The 15,422-nt window shown below is 42.2% G+C and carries 14 protein-coding genes; 7 read left to right on the forward strand and 7 right to left on the reverse strand.

Features of this window, described 5'->3' with window-relative positions; translation table 11 throughout:
- Positions 1–33: 33 nt before the first annotated feature.
- The 4 genes from L4D12_RS16180 to L4D12_RS16195 form a co-directional block, all read right to left on the reverse strand.
- Complete coding sequence (locus L4D12_RS16180) at positions 34–870, reverse strand: DUF2797 domain-containing protein (RefSeq protein WP_428448885.1); 837 nt, start codon at positions 868–870, stop codon at positions 34–36.
- 65 nt (positions 871–935) lie between these two features.
- On the reverse strand, positions 936–3,314 hold the full coding sequence (locus tag L4D12_RS16185) for a fatty acid cis/trans isomerase (protein WP_428448886.1): 2,379 nt from the start codon (positions 3,312–3,314) through the stop codon (positions 936–938).
- A gap of 46 nt (positions 3,315–3,360) precedes the next feature.
- Entirely contained in the window at positions 3,361–4,596 is a 1,236-nt protein-coding gene (locus L4D12_RS16190) for a winged helix-turn-helix domain-containing protein (RefSeq protein ID WP_428448887.1), read from the reverse strand.
- Between the two features lie 311 nt (positions 4,597–4,907).
- On the reverse strand, positions 4,908–5,360 hold the full coding sequence (locus L4D12_RS16195; protein WP_428448888.1) for a DUF3069 domain-containing protein: 453 nt from the start codon (positions 5,358–5,360) through the stop codon (positions 4,908–4,910).
- Positions 5,361–5,658: 298 nt separating this feature from the next.
- On the opposite strand from L4D12_RS16195, the gene L4D12_RS16200 reads away from it, so the two are divergent.
- From L4D12_RS16200 to L4D12_RS16220, 5 genes are all read left to right on the forward strand, one after another.
- The gene (locus tag L4D12_RS16200) at positions 5,659–6,606 is read left to right on the forward strand and encodes a GGDEF domain-containing response regulator (protein WP_428448900.1); all 948 of its coding nucleotides are present in this window, start codon (positions 5,659–5,661) and stop codon (positions 6,604–6,606) included.
- Between the two features lie 339 nt (positions 6,607–6,945).
- A complete protein-coding gene (locus L4D12_RS16205) occupies positions 6,946–7,617 on the forward strand; it encodes a YceH family protein (protein WP_428448889.1) in 672 nt (223 codons plus the stop codon).
- Between the two features lie 90 nt (positions 7,618–7,707).
- Positions 7,708–7,986, forward strand: coding sequence for a GIY-YIG nuclease family protein (locus L4D12_RS16210; protein ID WP_428448901.1), 279 nt, complete (start codon positions 7,708–7,710; stop codon positions 7,984–7,986).
- Positions 7,987–8,161: 175 nt separating this feature from the next.
- Entirely contained in the window at positions 8,162–8,701 is a 540-nt protein-coding gene (locus L4D12_RS16215; RefSeq protein WP_428448890.1) for a YaeQ family protein, read from the forward strand.
- Positions 8,702–8,816: 115 nt separating this feature from the next.
- Entirely contained in the window at positions 8,817–9,488 is a 672-nt protein-coding gene (locus tag L4D12_RS16220) for a YdcF family protein (protein WP_428448891.1), read from the forward strand.
- Between the two features lie 66 nt (positions 9,489–9,554).
- Here the strand turns inward: L4D12_RS16220 and L4D12_RS16225 are convergent, their stop codons facing one another.
- Positions 9,555–10,118, reverse strand: a complete 564-nt coding sequence (locus tag L4D12_RS16225; RefSeq protein ID WP_428448892.1) for a PhnA domain-containing protein — start codon at positions 10,116–10,118, stop codon at positions 9,555–9,557.
- Between the two features lie 254 nt (positions 10,119–10,372).
- Here L4D12_RS16225 and L4D12_RS16230 point away from each other — a divergent pair, with 254 nt between their 5' ends.
- Both L4D12_RS16230 and L4D12_RS16235 read left to right on the forward strand, forming a co-directional pair.
- Positions 10,373–10,858 carry a hypothetical protein gene (locus L4D12_RS16230; RefSeq protein ID WP_428448893.1) on the forward strand — a complete coding sequence of 162 codons (486 nt, stop codon included), beginning with the start codon at positions 10,373–10,375 and terminating at the stop codon, positions 10,856–10,858.
- Positions 10,859–11,048: 190 nt separating this feature from the next.
- Entirely contained in the window at positions 11,049–12,290 is a 1,242-nt protein-coding gene (locus L4D12_RS16235; protein ID WP_428448894.1) for a S1 family peptidase, read from the forward strand.
- A gap of 93 nt (positions 12,291–12,383) precedes the next feature.
- On the opposite strand, the gene L4D12_RS16240 is transcribed toward L4D12_RS16235, so the two are convergent.
- Positions 12,384–13,670 (reverse strand): cytosine deaminase, encoded by a 1,287-nt coding sequence (locus L4D12_RS16240; protein ID WP_428448895.1) that lies wholly within the window; start codon positions 13,668–13,670, stop codon positions 12,384–12,386.
- A gap of 13 nt (positions 13,671–13,683) precedes the next feature.
- On the reverse strand, positions 13,684–14,925 hold the full coding sequence (gene codB / locus L4D12_RS16245) for a cytosine permease (RefSeq protein ID WP_428448896.1): 1,242 nt from the start codon (positions 14,923–14,925) through the stop codon (positions 13,684–13,686).
- Between the last annotated feature and the right edge of the window lie 497 nt (positions 14,926–15,422).

Here is a 15,422-nt window from a genome sequence, read left to right on the forward strand (position 1 = left end):
AAACGGCTGAAGAGGATCAGCCGTTACCCAGTTTTACTTGTCTTCAGTGGTTTCGACAGTTATTTCATAGCTGGTAAATTTGCGAATGTTAATGACACCAGAATCAAAAATCAGATATTGACCTTTGATACCAATAAGCACACCTTCGACAATTGGGTCTTTATCGAAATTATGAGAGCTTATTTTGGTTGGAAACGTATCGACAGGGTAGTGAATGTTCACGATCTCTTCATCGAGTTTTTCAACGGCATCGTGACCGTAGATTTCCAGTAATTCATTGAGACGCTGTTCTATCGCGGGAAGCAGCCGATTAGCTTCATCTTTAAGCGATATTTCGCTATTGTTCCCTTTAAGCATTGTTCGCCAGTTTGTTTTGTCTGCCACCATTTCAGCGAGCGCAATTTCAGCTAAGCCTGAAATTTGACGTGTTTTAACTTTCAATATTGGCAGCGCTTGTGTCGCACCTTGATCTATCCAACGCGTAGGTAGCTGTGTATGACGGGTAATACCGACTTTTAGCGCTGACGTATTAGATAGGTAGACATAGTGTGGCACCATGCAGTACTCATCTCCCCATTGAGGCTCGCGGCAAGTCCCTTTGTCGTAATGGCAGGTCTCTGGCTTCATGATGCACATGTCACATCGGGCGAGCTTTTTCATACACGGAAAACAGTGGCCTTGCGAGTAACTCTTTTTTGTTTTTTTTCCGCAAGCATTACAGTAAATGTTACCGGTAAACGTGAGTTTTAACTGTTTCCCAATGAGTGGGTTTAAGGCCAGAAGCTGATCACCAATCGGTAGGTGATATTCAACCACTTCACCCAGTTTCGATCTCATTTTATTTAGTGTGCCTAGCATGACTTTACTCATTGTTATGTTATTTCCCTTTAAACTACCCCAAGACGTGAAAGTCAGCGAGAGTTTATTGGCTTCTACTATCGATTTTGCAGGCGATTATAATCCAGCAGCCCTGCTTCAATCGGGTGATTCTTTTGGTAGTTCTGGTTTAATTTATCACTGAATGACCAGAAATCAGGGCTTGTACGGCGTAAGCCATATTCATCCATCAACGATTTATAGGCTTGTTCCGACGTTACGGCAATAACATGACTGGCTAATTGAGGTAGTTGAGATTCTTTTACATGCCAGAAAGCGCCGGGATAACTGCCTAAAATTCCTTTCACAAGAGTGACATCGTCATTCTCATATTGGCGATTTGATTCTTCATCAAATAAGCTTGATATGTTTTTGTGCGCGCTGTTACGAACTAAAGTGAACAACTGCGGAGGTACGGATGGATCGGTAGGCTCGACCATAATGAATGTCAGCTCAGGGAATAATGTTGCACGCGTACCATGAAGCTGATCGATTGATTGCAAGGCCGCAATGCTTTGTGGGGCAAGTTTTGCCGTCGTGATATCAAAACGATTTGGCTGAACAGAAGCTAGCTTGGTTTTTAATAAGGAAAAGAGTTCATGCTTTTGATCATGGGATTTAAATATAATGCCAGATGGTTGATCAAACTGATTGATATCACCTTGCAAAAAATCACTCAGATGTGGGTTGGCACCTTGGTACCAGTCTGCGAGCTCCCGATGGCGGACATCAGTCGGTAGTAGTGAGAGAAAATTGGATTCGCCTTCCATGCGGAGAAAGTCCATGTACATCCGCGTGACGAGCTGGTGGCCAAAATTACCATAGACATCAAAACCAGCTACAAGTAGATAATGAATACGTTCGAGTAATGAATAATCAATAACCCAAGCTGTTTTTGGTTGTGTACCCACTAACCCTTTCGTCACCGTTGCGCTGTCAAAATGGCGGAATACCGTCAGGCTTGCATGCTGATTTTTATTGTCGCCATCCCAAATCAAATTCGTGGTCAGGTGTTCACCATTTTTAAAAGTTTCCTTTAGGAAGGCGTTTTTAGCCCTTAGGAAGCGTCCTTGTTGTTTTGAATACGCTATCCAGTTGGTGATAGGCAGGGTGTTACTTTCATGCTCAGCAGGCAGACGCAGGTTATGTGCTTGCGTGGTATAAAAGGCATCCACACTGGGTGTATTGGCCATGTCTGGATCGACAAAGAACACCCAGAAACGATCATTAATGACGTTCAGGGCCAGTTGCCCTCGGCAAACCGGGCCTTTTATAAAGCCCATGATGGTATTTTGGGCATTATCAATCAGAAATCGGTAGCGGCTGTTAACCGGTAGCTGGCTGAAGGCTGTCATTGGGTTTGCTGCGACGTCTGGATTATATCCAGGTAACACAGAAACCGTGTAGGTAGGCTTGAAAAAGAGGGTGTTAAATCGAGCCATTTTTGTCGCGCTTAATGCATAGGGCATGTGTGTTTTATCGACAATGGTCTCTCTGACTTGTTGAAAACGGTAATAAACGCGATCAACATCAGGGGCATCAAAAGGACGGCGTGTAGCAATCAGATCAATTGGCGTACCCGGAGCGGTACGAGAACGGACCAGGTTAAAGAAAATAGGCTGTTTCTCATCATCAAAGTAGAGATGAGAAACAAATAAATGCTCGAAAATATAACGACTTACAAGTTGTTGTTTAAGGCTGTCACCGTTTAGGAATGATTCCCACAGTTCGATTTTGTCGAGCGTTGTTTGGTTTGGCGGCGCTACGTCAGTCATTGGTGAGCCCGCTGACAGCCAATCGGTTAGTGTTGCATTTTCTTCATCACTGATTTGTGGCAAGCCATATGGCATCCCCCATTCAGGGTAATTTTGTTCGTAGCTAGCCATTTCTTCAATGGTGGGGCATTGCTGATCACGGTCTAGTGAAAAATCCCACTGGTCATGTTCAAGGACTGATTGCTCTGGAAGTGGGTGGTTTTGCTTAAGTTGCAGCATTCTGGCCATGACACCAGCTTGGGTGTTTGCTTCTGGGGTTTGCTCGCGTTCGTTAAGGACTGCTGTGAAGCCTTTCTCTCGCCACTGCTGTGTTGACTGGGCATCAATGAACATTCGCGTTGTATTGGCCGCAAGTAAGCGAGTGCCTTCGTACACTTTTGTTTTATTGGCGCCTCGATCAATCCCTTCTGCGGATGAGAGCTTTAGTTGACACGGTGCATCATAACAAGCGTGACAAACCACACAGCGATTTTCAATAATAGGTTTTATTTCAGTAAGATAGTGGTCACTTAGTGGTGAGTTAGACGTCAATATACGCTCTCTAGGGCTTGCGGGGCCATAAAGTTGATCGAAGTTAAGTCCCGCATAAACAGCACAACCTGATAATAGGAGAGCGATAAATAAGAGGATAATCTGTTTACTGTGCTGAATAATGAAGGTCATAAGTAGAATTATCTTGTGGAAATGGTTGTTATAAGAGAAAGCAATATTATTTTATACTGTTATGAACCCAATAAATGCCATAGGTATGATTGAGCATAAGATCGAGAGACGGTTGCTGATATAATAAATAGCCATATGAAACGATTTTATTATTAAATTGCTTTTCTATAAGACGCTCGATCATTAAAACGGTAGATTGATCTTTTTTGATCATTCGGTTGTTTTCATATGTCCAATTATATATACCAGGTGTTAATTCACGCGTAGCCATAAATGGTGACTCATTTTCAATGTCTTTTACCGAAACGGAACTGATTGATAGCGTGTGATAGAAATCTGTATTTTTTTCTGAAATAAAATTCAAAGACGAATAATCACTTGAATCACTTGAATCACTTGAATGGTAGCGGTAGATCACTTGGGAGTCGATACCCGATTTATCAACAAAATGTATGTGGATCTGCGATACGGGGTCTCTGGCATATTGGGTTTCAATAATCGGAATCTCTTGATTGAGCTGTGTTGTGTTTAATAGATGAGAATTGAATAAAGTCCAATCAACAGGTTTGATTTGATAAGCGATATCAGTATGTGGTAAGCATGTTTGCTCACTGTCCATTTGACACCACGCAATAGAGTATATTTGGTCGCCTTTGTAAGCATAGATTTTAAAATTATCGAGATGCTTAGTGTTGTTGTTTTTCTTATGTTCAATATAGAGTGTATGTATTTTCTGATATAAATCATCTAACCCTTCTTCAGTTACTGAAATAAGGGTTAAGGTATTATTGTCTAACATCGTGGTGCGGGTGAAATTTTCGGCCTGTTTAGGGTATTTATAGCTAGTCAGCCAGTAGTTTCCCGCTGTACCCAATACGAATAAGGTGAACATAATAAAAACAGCATAAATAATAATTTGGCGTTTGTCTGTTTTGCGTTTTGGCAATGTAGCATCGTTATAAATTTTGGTTGTCACTTGGGTTAATTGGTAACCTACGCGAGGAAGTGTTGCGATGATCTCACCGGTTGTTTTTTCTTGTAATTTGAGGCGTAAGCTACGGATGATTTGAAACAGTGATGCTTCTGATACCACACGATCAGGCCAACCCGCCTGAATGAGCTCGTTTTTTGTGACAGGTTGGTCGGCATGCTGTATCAAATATAGCAAAATATATTGTTCAGAAAGGTTCAGTTTTTGGCTTGCTGTGTCTGACTGAATGACACCAAGACTAGGAATGAATAAAAGTCCATTGATAAATATGTATGTTTCTTTACCAGACATTGAAACCTCAAGACATAATATGATCAAACTGAGCAATATGATGATTAAACAAGTAATTAGATCCCTTCATGACCGCATATCAGATAACACCGTATAACAATATAGGGAGATGAAATAACGAATCATTGGATTAATTTTATCACGTAATAGCGATAATACGGAGTATCCACTTATCTTTTCTGAGAGGTCTACTCATTCACTTCCAAGGTACGTTTGTATGGATAGACTTAGCTTAGACGCTGTGTTGCAGAATTTTAATGTTGAAATACTGTTTGTTCACAGGGAGGAGTCCCTCCCTGTGGTCAAGCTGCTTACTTCTGGAAAATTTCCTGAAACTCACGCTTCATTGGCGGATTTTGGCGCGCTTTCTTAAGTTGCTTACACATGTCTTTAACGCAATTGTGAAGTACTTTATCAAGCGTGACTGCTTTATAATCAGTAAACTCTTCATCCGTCATATCTGATGGTTTATTAGTTTCTTGCATTTCACCCAGAAAATCGATGCCAGAATAACATTGGCTTAGCGCAATAAGTGCGTGAAACTGTTCGAAATTGTCTAGTACATTCTGAGCACTTGCTGGCAACTGGTTCCATGCTTCACGAGAGGTTGGTTCAGATGCTTTATAAACGTTGATCAGCATGTCATGAAGCTCTTCAGGCACTTCTTCAAATTTAATGACATGGTGAAGCTCAGGAGAGCAGTCATCCAGAGTGAAATTTACTTCTGCAACGTTTAGTTCTTCTTTGTTTTCAATATCAGACATCGCTAATTCCTACAGCATGAATAGTTTGAGGGAGGGAATCCTATAGCCCTTTGGGTAAATGTCAACTGTAACTGTACTTAAGTACCACAGAAGTGGATTAGTCGACCATATAGTATTAATACGTTATCAATAAATGAGCATAAGGTAATGTATATTCATATTCAAACTTGTTACTTTTGTCACGTTAGTAGAAATAGCTAGCCACAAAAGGTTAACAATACTGAGAGTGGTCCTAATTTGTGCTATACATACGGTTAGGGAATGGCAGATAGATCAATGGGATGTCTACATGGAAGCAATGGAAGCGATGCGGATTTTACTGGTTGACGATGTACATCTTGAACGGATGCAATTAGCGATGCGTCTTCAACGTCTAGGGCATATCGTAGAAGCGGTAGCCTCAGGGCATGAAGCCATAGAAAAATACCCGTCGTTTGACCCTGATCTGCTCTTGCTGGATGTAAGCATGCCAGATATGAGTGGGACAGAGGTCGCAAAGCAAATCCGAACAACACATTCCGATTGGGTTCCCATTATATTTTTAAGTGGTCATGATGAGCCAGAGATGATTGCTAAGGCTATCGATATGGGTGGTGATGATTACCTGGTGAAACCTGTAAACAAGATAGTGCTAGCGGCAAAACTAAAAGCGATGCAGCGGATCGCACATATGCGTCATCAGCTTAATGACGCTTCAGAAGAACTTAAGCAGGCAAACGAATTATTATCACAGCAGGTGAATGAGGATGGTTTAACCAAATTAGCTAACCGTCGTTTTCTGGATAGTAAGCTAAATGAGCTGGTATCTTGGCATGGTCGTAATAATTTTCCTTTAGCAATTATTATGATCGATGTTGATCATTTTAAAGCGTTTAATGATCATTATGGTCACCTCGAAGGTGACCGCTGCCTTCAAGCTGTCGCCAACGAATTAAAGGTTAACTTTAGTCGTGCTGGTGAGCTTGCTGCTCGTTATGGTGGTGAGGAGTTTGTTATTTTGCTGAGCAATTGTGATAAAACGCGTGCGGTTCGAGAATGTGAACGCTTGAAAAGCGCGATACAACAGCTTGAAATCCCACATTCAAAATCGACAACATCTGACATTGTTACGGTGAGTCAGGGGATGGTCGCATGGTTACCAACGGGGTTAGAAACAGCCGAAAACATGTATGAAATTGTCGATAAGGTTTTGTATAAAGCAAAAGCTCAAGGGCGTAATCGATTTGTCGCAGCAGAGTTCACATGATTGAGCGAATCCTGTAATAAATCCCCACAGCATCAGTAAACAGGCAAAAATAGTAAGCACTTGGTTGACTATAACATCTTTCCTATTCTTTGATGCAGATAACAAAATATGCTAACTCATCGATTAATTGGTGGTTTTACCACCAATTGATTCCGATAGTGCTTGTTGTTGTCTCATCACATGCTAATCTCCCTTCAAGTCAGTATGAATCCCAGTGAATGAGTGACGAACGCTTACCAGCACGAATAATCGTCAGCAGTAGGTAAAATCGGCTGTAAGCTTGGTTATTCTCTTCAGTTGAATTTGTATTGTTATAAGAAAGAAGGGTGAGGGAAGATCATGGAAATTTGCTTTTCACAAACTGAAGCTCGTGTGATTGGTTGTCTGCTTGAAAAAGAAGTCACCACGCCTGATCAGTACCCATTGACATTGAATGCATTGACGACAGCATGTAATCAAAAAAGTAACCGCGAACCTGTAATGGCGCTCGATGATGCGACGGTTTTAGACACCGTTGAAGCACTTAAATCAAAGCGATTTATTCAAGAGGTAACGGCTGGGTTTGGCAGTCGAGTTGCTAAATATCAGCACCGTTTTTGTAATACGGAGTTCAGTACCTTTCAGTTTAGCGCGCAAGAAAAGGGCGCGTTATGCGTAATGTTACTGCGAGGGCCACAAACCCCAGGAGAAATACGTACACGAACTAATCGGTTGTGTACATTTAGTGATGTTAAGGAATCAGAAGCGGTATTAGACGGTTTAGCTATCCATCCAAAAGGACCGTTTGTGGTGAAGCTTCCTAAAGAAGCGGGGAAACGTGACTGTCGTTATATACATTTATTCTGCGGAGATGTCGATATTGAGGCATTACTGCACTCATCTGCGGCGACGGCGGTTTCTAGTGTATCGTCGCCTACAACTGAACGTATCGATGCGCTGGAGAGTGAAGTGGCAGAGTTAAAGCAAGACGTTGCTGAACTGAAAGAGCTGTTGGAATCGTTAACATCATAGCTTCCTGCTCGTAAGCCGCTTTATTTCGAAAAGCCCAGCAATGCTGGGCTTTTTAGTCAAAATTTAGGGTGTGTGGCACAAGAGAGTGAGATAGTGAAAAAAGAAGTACTATGGTCGGTCTATCTTATTCGAACGGCCGGGAACCAGCTTTATTGTGGTGTAACAACGGATGTCGAACGTCGTTTCAAAGAGCATCAAACTCGGCCTCAAGGTGCGAAATATCTTAAAGGCAAAGGTCCATTGACGTTAGTCTGGTTTGAATGCATTGGCGACAAGCGATTAGCGATGCAGATTGAATATCGAATAAAACAGTTACCAAAAGCAGATAAAGAGCGGTTAGTTATCGGTGATATTGGCCTGCCTAGATAATGAGGAAATTGGGGTATATGGAATAGATGTGCTGTTATTTTGACCGCAAACTCACAAATTACCTAACAATATTGCTTTGTAGTCTAAATACAAATTGAACCCATATAGGCTTGGAATTACACTGCGACCTATAGCTCTTCCCATTGATTGGGATTTTTATTCAGGAAAAAATGTTATGGCACTGAAAGCCACAATTTACAAAGCACAATTTAACGTCGCTGATTTAGACCGCCACGTTTATATTGATAAAACACATACGCTGGCTTGCCATCCATCAGAAACGTTGCAGCGTTTAATGCTGCGTCTGATCATGTGGGGATTCAATGCAGATGATGATTTGCAATTCACTAAAGGGCTTTGTGAAGCCGATGAGCCTGCATTGTGGACAAAGAGTCTCAGCGATGAAATCGAATTGTGGATTGATCTGGGATTGCCAGATGAAAAGCGCATTAAAAAAGCGGCACATAAAGCCAAGAAAGTGGTAATTGCCGTTTACGGTGGTAATGCCCCCGCCGTGTGGTGGCAGCAAAATAAGGCTAAAGTTACCCAATACGGTAATGTCTCTGTGGTGTATTTTAATGATCAAACACTGTCAGAATTAGAAGCAATGGTCGAGCGCACAATGCAGCTTCAGTTAACGATTGAAGGCGAACAAGGCTGGTTGAGTGCGGGAGAGCACAACTGCACGCTGACACCTGAATGGTGGCATCGCTAGGTTTGTTTGAGCACTTTTGCTTGAACACTCTGGGCATTATCCCTTTAAGGTAACTTAGTGCTCTACTCGGTGTTTTTTATTTTCTAAAATGACTGTTGAATGAAGGAATATTGCTATGTCTTGTAAAGTACACGCTCTGGCTTGCACTGTGTGGGACTATCATCAGCTCGATCATAAGATCACACCGAGTGATTGTCTGTTTGTTCTCTGCAGTAATGACGTTAGAGTTGCTGAATATGCCGCTAAATTATATTTAGATGGCTTTGCTCCTTATCTTATTTTCTCTGGTGGTGTAGGGGAACTAACGAAGGGGTTGTTTGAACACTCAGAAGCAGAGGCTTTTGCTGCAATTGCGATTGATATGGGTGTACCAGAAGCCGCTATTATTATAGAGCCTCAATCAACCAACACCGGCGAGAATATTCAATTTACACGGGCTTTGCTTGATGGCAAAGGGTTAGATCCAGAGCGTTTAATATTGGTACAAAAACCCTTCATGGAGCGACGTACCTACGCGACGTTTATGAAGCAGTGGCCGGGCAAAGTTGTGCAAGTGACATCACCACCAATAAGCTTTGATGACTATCCTAATGAGTTATTATCATACAGTGATGTGATTAACGTAATGTTAGGGGATTTGCAGCGTATTAAAATGTATCCGTCTTACGGTTATTCGATCGAGCAAATAATTCCAGATAATGTCTGGTTGGCTTATGAGGCCCTTATTGATCTCGGCTTTAATGCACATACATTACGTTTGGAAGAAGCATGTTCCGACAGAATTTAAAAAATATATTGATGATCTAAAGCGGAGATAATGGGCAGTCCAGAAGGATGGACTACCCATAAGGACTTATTTCTTACGGCAGAATTCAGCAATGATGAACATAGTTTGGCCGTTAACTTTACCCTGAACGTGTTTTGGATCATCAGTCAGGTTAATACCACGTACCGCAGTACCTTGCTTAATTACCATACTTGAACCTTTTACTGGCAAGTCTTTGATGATTGTCACGTCGTCGCCTTTTTTCAGTTCAACGCCGTTCACATCACGCGGCTTATCTTCGTCAGCAAGCAGACCTTTTTCTGCCCACTCAATTTTATCTTCTTCTAGATATAGCATATCTAGTAGATCTTGAGCCCATGTTTCAGAAGAAAGGCGTTTAAGCATGCGGTAAGCCATAACTTGTACCACAGGCTCTTGACTCCACATGCTATCGTTCAGACAGCGCCAGTGGTTTTGGTCCAATGTTTCAGCATCTTCGATCTCGCTACGGCATTTTTCGCATACTAGGATGTTGCTTGCTGCTGTTGCGTCTGGAGAGGCTGGTACCGCGTAAACGTTAAGATCTTCAGTTGAAGAACATAGTTCACATTTATGACCAGCGCGCTGCTTAACAATTGATTCAATACTCATGGGATTAGTCCGTAGAAGTGTAATAGTGGATTTTACCATACAGGTAAGTGTTCTGTTTATTATTATGCCATCAAATTTCGATAAGGGAAGGAATCAAGATCAAGATCACAGAATTAAGGCTCTACTCGTATAAAAGTTATGCAATGCAATAGGTAATGTAAAAAAAATACAAGTGTTTTGTGGGGAAATGGTGACTTTGGCGCTAAGATATTAATGCCTAGACTAATTACTATGGATAAAAAATAGGGATAAATATGAAAAAGGCAATTTTTTTACTTTCGGCATTGGCGCTTGTTGGTTGTGAAGAAGAGGATGTGAAAGCAGCTCTGAACGGTGATGTTCGAGTATTTTCAGTATCTGGTATTGGTTTTGATGGAACAGGTGCTATTCCTGCGGGATATTATGATATTACGGATGTTGCAAATGATACGGGCGTGACGCTGCCATCTGACTTACCACAGGCCAATAGTGCTGTACTCGAGAATTTAGGCGTAAAGGTAAATAAGAGTACTTGTGGCAAAATTACTGCAAATGGCAGTGTCTGTTTCTCTGACGGGGGTAATTCAGGTTGTATCCCGGATGATATTACAATGTTAGGATTAGCTGTTTATACGATTGATATGAGTGATTTACAAACAGCGGTTGATGGTGGCTTTTATCCCACGATAGCAACCAGTTTAACGGGTTCATACGCGGATATTGATTTTAAAGATGTATCATGCCCGGTAACGGGGTCATAACTTACTTATTCTTTGTAAGTTAGCGATTGTATCATTAGTGAATTTTCGATTAAGTACTAATTTTTGAAATGTAAATGTATATTTGCTGTTTTAATAATTAGTGCTCACTCCCAACTTATCGTTTTTTTAGCACAATATTAGATTCTGCCTGATAGATTCACCCGATTACATCTCTAAGGGAATAGTTGTGATGAATTTCTCATTCAAATCGAGCCTTATGGCCATCTCACTGTCAGCATTATCTATACCAATACAAGCATCTGACGTCACTGGATACGTTGTGGGTGGTATACCGGTAAAACCAACGGATAATCAAACTTGGATGGCATCCATTCGCTATACACCATCTGATACCGCACATGTCTGTGGTGGTAGTGTTATTAATGATAATTGGGTGCTTACTGCCGCACACTGTGTTGTTCACGATTTAGCAGGATCCGGTGATTTTACCGTATTACCTCCAAGTCAATTGAATGTCATGGTTGGGACGGATAGCAGTCTTGTTGAGGATCCTGCGTATTTGTATACCGTTACGCATATTGTTGTCCACCCAGACTATTCGCCTTTCGCTACGATATTAAGCACTGAAAATAATGATGGTACAATTACCACAGATGTGTTGTCGTTGGCATTGGATAATGATCTTGCGCTATTAAGAGTGGGGCGAAAATTTCCTAGCCATGAAGTCACGCCAATCAAATTAGCATCACCTGAGCTGGCTGCCGCTATCGATGTTCAGCTAGGCAGTGAATGGTCTGACAGAGATCGCCCGAAGAATACTAAAGTGTCAGGCTGGGGCTCGACAAACAGTGATGGTTCTGGTGTTTCAGATCGTTTAATGGAAGCTGAGTTGGCGTTTCTGCCGATGGATGAATGCTTCACTCGATTGGAGCTCGGTAATGAAGCTCATTATATCATTGATAGCCCATTGAATAAGACGAAAGTGTGCGCACTTCCACCGACGGTATTATTTGACAGTGATGGTAATTCGTTAGAGTTCGGCCCAGATTCTTGTAAAGGGGATAGTGGTGGACCATTAAGAGCAAAAGATGCCGATGGAAATTGGTTACAAATTGGTATTGTAAGTGGTGCTCCTGTTGGCTCTCCTGTATGCGGCTCCGTTAGTCGTCCTGGGTTTTATACGCGGATAGGGACTTACTTCCCATGGATAGAAGTGACGGTTGGTACTATTCCCGAGCAGCCAGTGACTAATCCTGATTTTATTGAGGATGAAACTCCGGGTGGTTCTGGCGGTGGCACAGGCGGTGGTGACGGTGGTGGTAAGGATGATGAAACAACCAACTGTAAGCCATCAGGTGGTAGCTTTGATCTGTGCGCAATAGATAATGGCAGTAGCGGTGGAACCGTGCCGTTGGCCGGATTGTTTGGTTTATTTATACTGGCTGTCAGCCGACGTAAAATTAAGCTGTAATTGCAGACCAAGATAGCCCAAAGTGCCACCACGAGGTGGCATTTTGGTTTTTTCTGGCGCAATTATCAAATTACGTATTCATCCAGATTGGTATTAGCGACGGAAAGTAATGTGTTCTTTGTCACCATCAAGTTGAATATGGGCAATCGCTGGCTGTGTCTCTGCAATGACCTTACCTGCGCGAACTGAGTAACGAACAGGAACCTGACGACGTACCGCATCAAAGCCATTATCTGCGGGTAAAATGAGTAAATTACCAGGCTTACCCACTTCAATTCCGTAGAGGTCTTGAAGGTTTAAAGTACGAGCTGAATTTGTGCTGATTAAATCCAATGAATTATTGATTTGATCGTAGCCCATCACCTGACACACATGAAGACCCATATGCAGTACCTGCATCATATTTGCAGTGCCTAGCGGATACCATGGGTCGAACACATCATCATGGCCGAAACAGACATTGATATCGGAAGCGAGCATTTCTTTCACGCGAGTGACACCACGACGTTTAGGGTAATCATCAAAACGGCCCTGAAGGTGAATATTCACAAGCGGATTGGCCACAAAGCTAATCCCAGACATTTTCAATAAGCGAAATAGTCGTGACGCGTAAGCACCATTGTAGGAATGCATGGCAGTGGTATGACTAGCGGTAACTCTATCCCCCATTTGATATTTATGAGCAAGCGCAGCAAGTGTTTCCACAAAGCGAGATTGTTCATCATCAATTTCATCACAGTGAACATCAATGAGGCGATCATACTTACGTGCCAACTCAAAAACGTAGTGCAGCGATTCAACACCGTATTCACGGGTAAATTCGAAATGAGGGATCGCGCCAATGACATCTGCCCCTAATAGCACGGCTTCTTCTAAAAGCTCTTTACCGTTTGGGTAGGAGAGAATGCCTTCTTGTGGAAACGCGACGATTTGGATGTCGACCCACTCTTTCATCTCTTCTTTCACTTCCAGCATTGCTCTTAGTGCGATCAGAGTCGGATCAGAGACATCAACATGAGTCCGGACGTGCTGGATACCATTCGCGATTTGCCACTTTAAAGTTTGTTTGGCTCTAGATTTTACATCTTCAATTGAGAGCATTGATTTTCGTTCAGCCCAGCGCTCAATACCTTCAAATAAGGTGCCTGATATATTCCAGCTAGGCTCACCCGCCGTCTGGGTAGTATCAAGGTGGATATGGGGTTCACAAAATGGTGGTATGGCGATACCTCCTTCACCATCAATAATTGGGCCTTGATGATTGAGCTGTACATCCGTTGCTGTAATTGTTTTGAAAACACCGTTTTCAATTAGAATTTGATGCAGGCCATCCTTGCCGCGTAGCGTGATATTTTTGATTAGCATAGTTGAAGTTTGCATCGTGTAATTGTCCTTACGCTTTGGCAGAGTGAGCGTTTGTTTCACGGTTTAGCATAGGGTTTAAAATGAGGTAACTGATTGCACCACCTATCACGGCGTTGAGAGGAACCACACCAGGTAGTAAGTGACCTGCGGCTACACCAACAGCGACACCTATGATTGCAGCCCAGTTAACCGTATTAAATTCAGCGTTAGCAAAATCTTTGTAACGATGACGGTTTTTCAAAAAATCTGCAATGATAATGCCGCCAATAGGGGGGATAGCTGCAGATAGGAAAGTTAGCCAGCCGACGAAGTTATTATACAGCCATAGCGCACATAGTGTGCCGATGATGCCGTTAGCCATGGAAAGGTATTTGCTGGATAGGCCTGTAATATTTGAAAAGCCAAGGCCGGAAGCATAGAGAGCATTATCGTTTGTTGTCCAGATATTGAGCCCCAAAACGATGATGGCTGGAATAAGTAGTCCTTGTGCAATCATCACTTCTGAAATATCTGATTGGCCGGTTGCCGCAGCACCTGCCGCGCCAAAAATAAACATCAGCGAGTTGCCGATAAAGAAAGCGGTCATTGTTACGATAACCGCTCCCATTGGCTTTTTACCAAAGCGGACAAAGTCAGCGGTTAATGTACCGGCAGAAACAAACGAGCCGACCACAAGCGCGAGTGCAGTAGAGAATTCAATCGGGGTCTCAGGTGTAATGGCTTTTAAACCATTCAATCCGCCAGCACTATCAACCGCTTCGAATACAGAATATCCACCGAGTAGGGCAATTGCAGGAACGGCGATTGCTGAGAGAATCATCAGGGCAGCAATTCCGAAATATACCGTTGCTGTCATCAGTAATCCTGAAACTAAGATTAGGATGTTAGTGTCAATGCCTGTCGCCTTGTGAACCGGAATAGCAAACATTGCGACGCCAACGCCAAACCAGCCAACCTGTGTACCACCGAGTAGAAATGAAGGAAGCCAAGAGCCTTTAGAGCCAAATGAGAAGCGAGCTAGCAAGTGAGTTGAAAGACCTGTCGATGAGCCGATGTAACCGAGGAATGATGTGTAGATACCAAGGATGAGGTTGCCAATAAGAACCGCTAGGAAGAAATCATTAAAAGATAGCCCTGTACCTAATGTACCGCCTGTCCACATGCTGGCAGAAAAGAAGGTTAATCCCAGCATTACCATTGTCAGGGATACGACCCCTTTACGTGCCGTCTGTGGTACCGGACCCAGACTATAATTATTATCGTCAGCCACGCTTACACCTCAAATATCATTAAAATAACAAAAAGTGCCACCTAACAGGTAAACGGCGCGTATTTTATGTAAAATTGATGGCAAGTCAAATCATATATAAGTTGTGTCATGTGTTTTTATCTATATCCTGATTTATAATCATATTATTCAGTATGTTATGGTTTAATTGTTTTTGCTGTTAAGTTGGAGCAAACGATTCTCTTGGGTTGATTTATTATGATGATTGTGCGAAATGGTGGTTTTATACAGCAAGATGTATATTCATGCTAAAGATACATTTGTGGGCGGTAGGTTGATAGGTGGTCGGTTTTATTGTGAGAGTATAATTTAGTCGGGATGCTTCGCTTATGGGTTAATTTCCCCCCTCTTGGTTTTTTGTGATATATGGCTTTAAGATTTATTCTTAGTTATTAATTCTAATTACTTCTCAGAAAATAGTGCCAATTTTGTTCTTTTAGTCCATGAAGTCGATTTTATGTTTCAGTTCTGATTATGGG

Origin of the sequence: Photobacterium nomapromontoriensis (assembly GCF_050336815.1) — a bacterium.
GTDB lineage: Bacteria > Pseudomonadota > Gammaproteobacteria > Enterobacterales > Vibrionaceae > Photobacterium > Photobacterium nomapromontoriensis.

Excerpts from the sequence above, each read along its gene's own strand:
- L4D12_RS16180 (WP_428448885.1), bottom strand. The coding sequence starts at position 870 with ATGAGTAAAGTCATGCTAGGCACACTAAATAAAATGAGATCGAAACTG.
- L4D12_RS16185 (WP_428448886.1), bottom strand. The coding sequence starts at position 3,314 with ATGACCTTCATTATTCAGCACAGTAAACAGATTATCCTCTTATTTATC.
- L4D12_RS16190 (WP_428448887.1), bottom strand. The coding sequence starts at position 4,596 with ATGTCTGGTAAAGAAACATACATATTTATCAATGGACTTTTATTCATT.
- L4D12_RS16195 (WP_428448888.1), bottom strand. The coding sequence starts at position 5,360 with ATGTCTGATATTGAAAACAAAGAAGAACTAAACGTTGCAGAAGTAAAT.
- L4D12_RS16200 (WP_428448900.1), top strand. The coding sequence starts at position 5,659 with ATGGAAGCGATGCGGATTTTACTGGTTGACGATGTACATCTTGAACGG.
- L4D12_RS16205 (WP_428448889.1), top strand. The coding sequence starts at position 6,946 with ATGGAAATTTGCTTTTCACAAACTGAAGCTCGTGTGATTGGTTGTCTG.
- L4D12_RS16215 (WP_428448890.1), top strand. The coding sequence starts at position 8,162 with ATGGCACTGAAAGCCACAATTTACAAAGCACAATTTAACGTCGCTGAT.
- L4D12_RS16220 (WP_428448891.1), top strand. The coding sequence starts at position 8,817 with ATGTCTTGTAAAGTACACGCTCTGGCTTGCACTGTGTGGGACTATCAT.
- L4D12_RS16225 (WP_428448892.1), bottom strand. The coding sequence starts at position 10,118 with ATGAGTATTGAATCAATTGTTAAGCAGCGCGCTGGTCATAAATGTGAA.
- L4D12_RS16230 (WP_428448893.1), top strand. The coding sequence starts at position 10,373 with ATGAAAAAGGCAATTTTTTTACTTTCGGCATTGGCGCTTGTTGGTTGT.
- L4D12_RS16235 (WP_428448894.1), top strand. The coding sequence starts at position 11,049 with ATGAATTTCTCATTCAAATCGAGCCTTATGGCCATCTCACTGTCAGCA.
- L4D12_RS16240 (WP_428448895.1), bottom strand. The coding sequence starts at position 13,670 with ATGCAAACTTCAACTATGCTAATCAAAAATATCACGCTACGCGGCAAG.